An 8,046-nucleotide genomic window follows, 5' to 3' on the forward strand; every position below is an offset into this window, starting at 1 on the left:
CGCTACGCTTCCTGTTCTCCCATCAGTTCCAGCAGCTTGAGCTCCAGCACCTGCTCGTTCTGGAAGTCGTCGATCTGCATGTAGTACGCCGCGCTGTCCAGCAGTGCCCCGGCGGGAATCATGCCGTACACTTCGGTGCCGTTGACGGTCACGCCCCAGCGGGCCGCTTCCATGCGGATGAACTCAAGGGTCCGATACATGGCGGTCTTCTCGTAGTCAACGATGTTCATCGACACCTGGACAAGGCCTTTTTCTTTCAAGTCAACGCCCATGCCCTTGACGCAGGCGAAGCCGCCGCCGGAGGCGCGAACGCGCTTGGCGATGGCGTCGGCGATAGCCTTGTTCGTCGTGTTCAGGTTGACGTTGTAGGCCACGAGGAACTTGCGGGCGCCGATGACCGTGCCTCCGGCGGTGGGGTGAAGCCGATCCTTGGTTCCCACGTCGGGCTGACGGCTCGGGTCAGTCTTTACAAGTTCCTTCAGGGCTTCGTACTGGCCCTTGCGAATCTGCTCAAGCCGAGTGCGGTCCGGCCGGACGGACGCGGCCTCGTAGAAGAACACGGGCACGTCAAGCGCGTCGTTGAACCGTTTGGCGAAGCTGTGAGCCAGCTCGACGCACTCGTCCATGGTGATGTTCTTCACCGGCGTGAAGGGGATGACGTCCACCGCGCCAAGACGGGGGTGAGCTCCCTGATGGGTGTTCAGGTCGATATTCTCGACCGCAACCCGGCTGGCCTCGAGAAGGGCGTCGCAGATGGCCTGAGGCTCGCCGACCAAACTGACTACCAGTCGGTTGTGGTCTTGGTCCGCCCGGTAATCGAACAGATAGCAGCCCTTGCGGTTCTTAAACGGGGCGACGATGGCCTCGATGACGTCCTGACGACGGCCCTCACTGAAATTCGGTACGCATTCGATTAACTGTCTTGCCATGGACAACACCCTTTCAAAATTTATTGAGCGGCAGGCCCAGGTCTGCCGAAGTTCTACAAGTTTTGAGAGATGACCCGTGACGTTGCCAACAGCTTCTGAAGGAGCTCATCAAACCGGTCTGAGAACGTTCCGGCCAGTCCGGCCAACCCCAGCTGAGCCACAAACTCGCCTGACTGGTCGAAAACAGGCACGCTCAAATCAGCGGCGTGGGCGATCCACTCTTCCTGAGAAAACGCCCAGCCCTGACGGCGTATCGTCTGGACGTCATTTCGCAGCGCGCTTTCGGAGGCCTGCCGTCCGTCAGGCCGAACTGGCGAGGCACGGAAAACCTTTTCGCGGACGCTTTCCGGCGCCCAGCTCAGGAGAATTTTTCCCGTCGCTCCGGCGTGAAGCGGCACTGTCATGCCGGGATGAGCGACGAACTTGACCGCTATTTCCGGCTCCTCGGTGTGAACGCACAGGCCGCGGTCGCCGTCGAGCAGACTGAGCAGCGCGGTCTTTCCCGTCGCCAGAGCGAGTTCCCTCATCGGACCGGCGACCCGCTGGGCCAGGACGTCAGAAATGTTTCCGCTCCTGCCGAGCAGCAAAAAGCGAAGGCTAGGGCAGAACCGGTCGTTGGCGTCCCGAACAACCCAGCCGGCAGAAGACAGGGAAAGAAGGATTCGGCCCACAGAGCTTCGAGGAACTGCCGTCTGAGCTTCGAGATCACGAACCGTCAGACGCCCCTTGCCGCGGGTCAACGCTTCCATTAGAACAACTACTTTCGCCGCCGCGTCGAGCCGCTCGTCCTTGTCCACCAGCTCCACCTCCATAAACAGGACAGCTTGTCCCATTTATTTCATCATACGGGCCGATTCTCTGAAAGTCAAGGTATCAAAGAGCCAGGGCCGCTTCCTCGAATTGACGGCGGGGCCGCGCAAAGCGTTCTACAAAGCTTATGTCAGCTGAATCATGCTAAAATAACGCATCGGCGGCCTTTTTCAGCCTGTGCTGCCGCGGAGGAAGCGATGACGTTAAACGTACTCATAGCCATGGACTCTTTCAAGGGAAACCTGACTGCGCTTCAGGCAGGCCGAGCGGTGGAGCGCGGCCTGCTCTGCGCCTGTCCGGCCGCGCGCACTCGGGTTATCCCCGTCGCCGACGGCGGGGAGGGCACGGTCGAAGCCTTTCTGGCCGCGGTCGGCGGCGAAAAGCGCACGTCTGTCGTTCACGGCCCGCTCGGCGCCTTGACGAAAGCGTCGTGGGGACTGCTGCCGGACGGACGGGCTGTTGTCGAACTGGCTGCGGCTTCCGGGCTGCCGCTCGTCGCCAAGGACAAGAGAAGTCCGCTTCGAGCGAGCACCCGAGGCACCGGCGAGCAGATTCGCGAAGCCCTGAACGCCGGCTGCCGAACGATTGTGCTCGGCCTTGGAGGCAGCGCGACGATCGACGGCGGGCTCGGGATCCTGACGGCGTTAGGAGCTCGGGCAACCGATCAACGTGGCAACCTGCTTCCGCCCTGTGGGGCGTCCCTTGAAAAAATCGCCCAGCTGGACCTGTCCCAGATGGACAGCCGGCTAAGCGGCTTGAATTGGCTCGTGATGTGCGACGTCCAAAACGTACTCTGCGGTCCTCTGGGAGCGGCAGCGGTTTTCGGCCCTCAAAAGGGCGCGCGGGGCAAAACGATTGAACGGCTCGACGCAGGGCTTGCCAATTGGGAAACTGTTCTCCTGCAGGCCACAGGCCGGGACGTGTCGACCCTTCCGGGCGGCGGCGCGGCCGGCGGCGCCGCCGCTGGGCTTGCTGCCGTTTTCAGCGTCCCGCTTCTGCGGGGAATCGACGTGGTGGCCGAGCTAACCGGTCTGAAGGACGCGATGAGCTGGGCCGATTTGGCCTTTACCGGCGAGGGACGTCTGGACGCGCAGACCGGTTTCGGCAAGGTCATTTCCGGGCTGTCAGCCTGCGCGAAGTCCTGCGGCGTGCCTCTTGTGGCACTGACTGGAAGCCTGGGGGGCGACTTTAAGGACATTGAAGCGCTCGGCTTAAGCGGCGCATTTGCCATCGGCGCGGGCCCCTGTCCGTTCGCTCAAGCGCTGAAAAGGAGCGAAAGCGACTTGGAGCGGATGGCCGGGACGGTTACCCGCCTGTTCACTCAGTCGCGGCTTCAGAAGTCCGACCGGGCCGCCACAGAGAGCTGACCAAGAGGGACGCGAGGACAAGGCCGGCGCCGACGACAAAACGAAGGCTCACCGTTTCGCCGAACCAAGCGACGCCGACCAGCGTGGCAAAGACCGACTCGAGGGAGAAGATCAGGCTGGCCCGGGTTGGAGTTGTCAGCGGTTGGGCCCACATTTGAAGAGCAAACGGCACGAGCGTGCAGCCGATCGCCAAATAGACGAGCGCCAGCCAGACTGAGCCAGTTGGAAACGCCTGAGGAAGAGGATCAAAGGCCAAGGCGAGCGGAACGCTGAGCGCCGTTCCTAAAATCGACTGGGTGATGGAAACAGCCAACGGGCTGGAATACCTCATCATCAGCGTTACGGCGAGAATCTGAGCGGCCGACGACAGAGCCGCCAGGATGCCGCACAGCTCTCCGGCGCCGAGGCCGAGTCCGGGCGTCCACGACAAGGTCGCCATGCCGAGGGTACAGATACCGGCAGAGACGACGTCGCTTCTGTTCGGCGTTCGTCCCCAGAGCCACAGAAGCACCGGCAGGACAGCCACGTACCCAGACGTCAGGAACGCAATTTTCCCCGTGTCAGCAAAGCGTAGCCCGGAAGCCTGAGCAAAAAGAGCCGTTGACAGCGTCACGCCGATGGCGGCGCCAGAAATCCAGTCGGCCCGCGTCAGTTTCGCGGCGCGGCGGGGGAGACAAACGACCAGCACGGCAGCCGTCATGGCGAAGCGAATCGCGATGAGCCAGAACGGCCCGACAGCGCTCAGCGCCAGCTTCATCGCTCCGAACGAGAGGCTCCAAAGAATACAGCACAACAATATGGCCAGATCCCCAAGGGTACTGGTCTTTCCATGAAGCACGGCAGGAACACCTCCGCAGACAGATGTTTAGTCATGATAAGCGGCCAGAATAGGGAAAGGACGACGGCGGATGAACTCATCAGACGATTACCAAGAGCTTTCTTCCAGTTCATCCCAGTACGTCCGTCAGCACCTGTCGGATCTGGTCCGTTGGCGAGGCTGGGACGCAGGGAGAGAAGAGGCCAGCCGAACTGGCATGCCCTTGCTGGTTCTCGTCGGTTTTGCTTCCTGCCACTGGTGCCACGTCCTAGCGCGGGAAACGTTTCGTGACCCTGACGCCGCAGAGCTAATCAATCGCCGTTTTGTCCCCGTGGTAGTCGACCGGCAGGAACGCCCCGACTTGGATAGGTACTACATGTCCGCCTGTCAGGCGACCGGCGAAGGGGGCGGCTGGCCGCTTCTCGCCGCCGCGCTGGCAGACGGCCGGCCGTTTTTTCTCTCCACTTACCGGCTGTTGAACGGGCCGGAGGGGATGTACGAAACACTTCTGGCGATCGCAAACCTCTGGGAAGCCGACAGGCCCACCGCAGAGCAACCATAGACGACTGGGTCAAAGAGGCTCGGACGCCGCCAGCGCCCTCCGAGGAGGCAGACCTCAAAGGGGCGGCACAGTTCTTAGTCCGGGCGCAGAGCCCCGAGACCGGCTCGTGGGGCCGGGCACCGCTTTTTCCTCAAATGCACTTGGCGTCGTTTCTCTTTCAGGCTTCGTCGGTTCTGAACGTTCCTCAGGCAGCCGACGCTGCTTTAAAACTGCTCGAACGGGTCTGCCGCGGCGGCATATGCGACCCCGTGTCAGGGGGTATTTTCCGCTACAGCACCGACGACAGGTGGCTCGTCCCTCACTATGAGAAGATGTTAGCCGACAACGCCCTTTTCATCAACGCCTGTTTGGACGGATGGCAGCGTTCAGGCCGATCGCTCTTTCTCTTCTGTGCCCGCCGAGCACTTCGCTGGCTTTTAACTCGACTTCAAAACCCGAACGGGACGTTCGCCGCGGCGACGGACGCCGATTCAGGAGGCGGAGAAGGCGCGTATTACGCGCTGACGCCTCAGGACGTGAGGGAGTCGGGCGCCAACCGGCCGGCGGAGCTCTGCGAACTCTTAGGGCTGTCGGCCAACCAGCCGATTCCTCACCTGTCAGATGGAGCTGACATTGGTGCTCTGCCGGTCAGCGAACTTGACCGGCTTGACCGATGGCGGGACGACCGGAGCGAACTTCTCGTTGGCCAGCTCGTCATGACGAGCTGGAACGGGCTGGCCTGCGCCGCTCTGGCACGCTTCGGCCGGCTGAACTGCCCCGAGGCCGCGAGAGCGGCCGAGCGGTCCGGACTGTGGCTGAAAGGACAGCTCGACGCCGGGAAGTCGGCGTTTCTCGAGGACTGGGCTTTTCCCCTCTGGGGGCTGTGGGAACTGTATCAGGCGAACCCCAGTCGGGCCCGCGCGGAGTACCTAGCAGAGAAAGCGTTGCAGATGATTAACAAGTTTGCCGGCGCGCCTGACGGCGGGCTTTGGGACAGCGTCAGCGGCGACGTGCCGCCGTCGGCTGAGCGGTTTGAAGGCGGCCGACCGACCGGCAACGCGGTCGCGGCGTTCCTGTTGGCCCGTTTGGCGGCGGTCTCCCAGCGTCAGGACATCTGGGACGCTTGGGAGAAGATAAAAAACTCCCTGTCGTTCGACCTCCGGTTAGCCCAGTTCTTTGGGATGGCAGCCCAAGCCGCCGTCAGTTCGCCTGAACGGCTGATTCGAGTGGCAGCCCCTGCCGGCGAAGCGCAGCGTCTGTCGCAGGCCTTGGCAGAAAAACAGATGCCGCTGGCAGTGATAGCCGAAGGCGGACGGGGACCAGTGGCTCATCTGTCAGGGTCAGAGGTGCTTTCCACCTCAGCCGACGCTTGAAAAAACGATCGAAGCGCTCGAACGTCTCAGCGCTGGAAAAACCGTTCAATAAAAAGGCCGCCCGACAGGGGCGGCAGAAAAGGACTGATTCTGTGAAGAGTTTGACCGAATGGGGCGGCGCGAGCCTGATCGAGTTGGCTGAGCGTTTCGGCACGCCGCTGTACGTTTTCGATGAGGCAGAGCTTCGACGGCGGTGCCGTCGCCTTGTCGAGTCGGTGAAGAAGTATGATGCTGACGTCTACTACGCCGGCAAGGCGTTTTTGCCCTTGGCAATGGCTCAGCTGGTCTCCAGCGAAGGGATGGGCCTCGACGTCGTTTCTTTAGGAGAGTTGGCGCTCGCCTTGTCCGCGGGAATCAGCGCCGGACGGATAGAACTTCACGGCAACGCGAAGACCGAGGAGCTGTTGAGCCGGGCGCTCCGACTGGGAGTCGGGCGAATCGTCGTCGACAGCGCCGACGAACTGGAGCTTTTAGGCCGCTTGGCAAAAAACGAAAAGACGCCGCCTAAAATATTGCTGCGCGTGAGCCCGGGCATTGCAGCAGGAGCGCATCACGCCATTCAGACGGCCACAGACGACTGCAAGTTCGGCTTTTCGCCGGCCCAGCTGGTCCATGCGGTCAAGCGGGCGGCCGATCTGCCGGTTGTACTGGCAGGCCTTCACGTTCATCTTGGCTCGCAGATTGACCGGCTTGAGCCCTTTTTCGAGGGCGTTCAGACGATGGTTGATCTGCTGGCGTCGCTCAAAAACGCCTGTGGGTTTGAGGCAGACGAGATGGACTTAGGCGGCGGTTTTGCCGTCCGGTCTCCTGAAGGTCCGCTGGACGCGGGGGACTTTATCGAAAAAATCTGCTTGAGAGCAAAGAGCGCGTCGTCAGCCGCCGGGCTTCGGCTCCCGCGGCTCAGCTTTGAGCCGGGCCGATGGGTCAGCTCGCCGGCCTGCGTCACGGTCTATCGCGTCCAGTCGGTCAAAGAGACCACCAGCGGGCGAATCTACGCGGCGCTCGACGGCGGCATGACCGACAACCCGCGCCCCTGCCTGTACGGCGCGCCTTACAGTCCGGTTCTCGTCTCTTCGGCTGACGAACGGAAGGAAGGAACCGTGACCTTGGCAGGGTGCTGCTGCGAGTCCGGCGACGTGCTGGTTTCCGACGCCGTCATGCCGGAGCTTCGCCGCGGCGACCTCGTCGCGCTGCCGGACACAGGGGCGTACACCTACTCGATGTTCATGACCTATAACGGCGCGTTCCGTCCGGCGGTCGTCTTCGTCTCGTCCGGCACGGCCCGGCTCGTCGTACGCCGGTGGAACGAAGGTGACCTGTTGAAGGATCAGCTTGGATTGGAGGGGAGACAGTGAATTTCTGGAAGATGAACGGCAACGGCAACGACTTTATCGTCGTCGACGCGACCGCCGCGGAGAACATTGGGCTCGACTGGCCAGCTGTCGCCCGGGCCCTGTGCCCTAGACGCCAGTCGATCGGCGCCGACGGGCTGCTCGTCATCAAGCGATCGAAGACGGCGAACTTTTTCATGAGAATTTTCAACGCCGACGGCAGCGAAGGGGAAATGTGCGGCAACGGCGCCCGCTGCGCCGCCCGATTTGCCGCCTGTGCCGGACTGGCCCCCCAGTCGATGGAGTTTGAGACGATGGCCGGGCTCATGAGGGCGCGAGTTGACGGCCGGTACGTTGAAATCAACATGGGCCGCGTCAGGCCAGAACCTGAGTGGTCCGACAGGACGATGACGCTGGAAGGCGAAACGTTTCGGGCCACGTTTGCGCTCGTTGGCGTGCCGCACCTCGTTCTCTTTTCCCGTGAGGAGGTCGGAGTTGACTTCGCCCGACGGTGGGGCGAGCGGTTGAGGAACGACACGGCCCAGTTCCGGCAGGGGACGAACGTCACGTTTGCGGCGCCGATTGCCCGCGGCGAGATGAGGGCGGTGACCTATGAACGAGGCGTTGAGGACCTGACAGAGTCGTGCGGCACCGGGTGTGTGGCTGTCGCCTTAGCCGCCCGATTGAACGGCCTCTCTGGCCCAGTGACGGAAGTGCATAATCCCGGCGGGACGAACCGAGTTTCCCTGACTGAGATGGGAGACGGAGAATACGAAGCCCTTCTTGGCGGAACGACGTCCCTCGTCATGACCGGCCAGACCGGACCAGACGTCTTACCGCTAGCCAGCCGTTAACTACAAGAAGGCCGCGCAGGAACT

The 8,046-nt window shown here is 62.3% G+C and carries 8 protein-coding genes; 5 read left to right on the forward strand and 3 right to left on the reverse strand.

Annotated elements, in window-relative coordinates:
• Positions 1-2: 2 nt before the first annotated feature.
• On the reverse strand, positions 3-929 hold the full coding sequence (gene ftcD, locus HMPREF1249_RS06465) for a glutamate formimidoyltransferase (RefSeq protein ID WP_008521125.1): 927 nt from the start codon (positions 927-929) through the stop codon (positions 3-5).
• 53 nt (positions 930-982) lie between these two features.
• Positions 983-1,762, reverse strand: a complete 780-nt coding sequence (locus HMPREF1249_RS06470) for an IclR family transcriptional regulator (protein ID WP_021776019.1) — start codon at positions 1,760-1,762, stop codon at positions 983-985.
• Between the two features lie 174 nt (positions 1,763-1,936).
• Between HMPREF1249_RS06470 and HMPREF1249_RS06475 the strand changes: the two genes are divergently transcribed.
• Positions 1,937-3,106 (forward strand): glycerate kinase family protein, encoded by a 1,170-nt coding sequence (locus tag HMPREF1249_RS06475; RefSeq protein WP_021776001.1) that lies wholly within the window; start codon positions 1,937-1,939, stop codon positions 3,104-3,106.
• Here the strand turns inward: HMPREF1249_RS06475 and HMPREF1249_RS06480 are convergent.
• Entirely contained in the window at positions 3,057-3,944 is an 888-nt protein-coding gene (locus tag HMPREF1249_RS06480; RefSeq protein WP_008522850.1) for a DMT family transporter, read from the reverse strand. The two genes, HMPREF1249_RS06475 and HMPREF1249_RS06480, sit on opposite strands and share 50 nt — an antisense overlap.
• Positions 3,945-4,014: 70 nt before the next feature.
• Here HMPREF1249_RS06480 and HMPREF1249_RS06485 point away from each other — a divergent pair, with 70 nt between their 5' ends.
• From HMPREF1249_RS06485 to dapF, 4 genes are all read left to right on the forward strand, one after another.
• Positions 4,015-4,485 carry a DUF255 domain-containing protein gene (locus tag HMPREF1249_RS06485; protein WP_021775992.1) on the forward strand — a complete coding sequence of 157 codons (471 nt, stop codon included), beginning with the start codon at positions 4,015-4,017 and terminating at the stop codon, positions 4,483-4,485.
• 134 nt (positions 4,486-4,619) lie between these two features.
• A complete protein-coding gene (locus tag HMPREF1249_RS06490; protein ID WP_021776004.1) occupies positions 4,620-5,837 on the forward strand; it encodes a thioredoxin domain-containing protein in 1,218 nt (405 codons plus the stop codon).
• A 92-nt stretch (positions 5,838-5,929) separates the two neighbouring features.
• Positions 5,930-7,192 carry a diaminopimelate decarboxylase gene (gene lysA / locus HMPREF1249_RS06495; RefSeq protein ID WP_008522847.1) on the forward strand — a complete coding sequence of 421 codons (1,263 nt, stop codon included), beginning with the start codon at positions 5,930-5,932 and terminating at the stop codon, positions 7,190-7,192.
• Positions 7,189-8,022: a diaminopimelate epimerase gene (gene dapF, locus HMPREF1249_RS06500; RefSeq protein ID WP_008522846.1), complete on the forward strand. Its 834-nt coding sequence runs from the start codon at positions 7,189-7,191 to the stop codon at positions 8,020-8,022. The genes lysA and dapF overlap by 4 nt, the downstream gene beginning before the upstream one ends.
• The last annotated feature ends 24 nt before the right edge of the window (positions 8,023-8,046 follow it).

It is taken from the genome of Jonquetella sp. BV3C21, from assembly GCF_000468895.1.
Taxonomy (GTDB): Bacteria; Synergistota; Synergistia; order Synergistales; family Dethiosulfovibrionaceae; genus Jonquetella; species Jonquetella anthropi.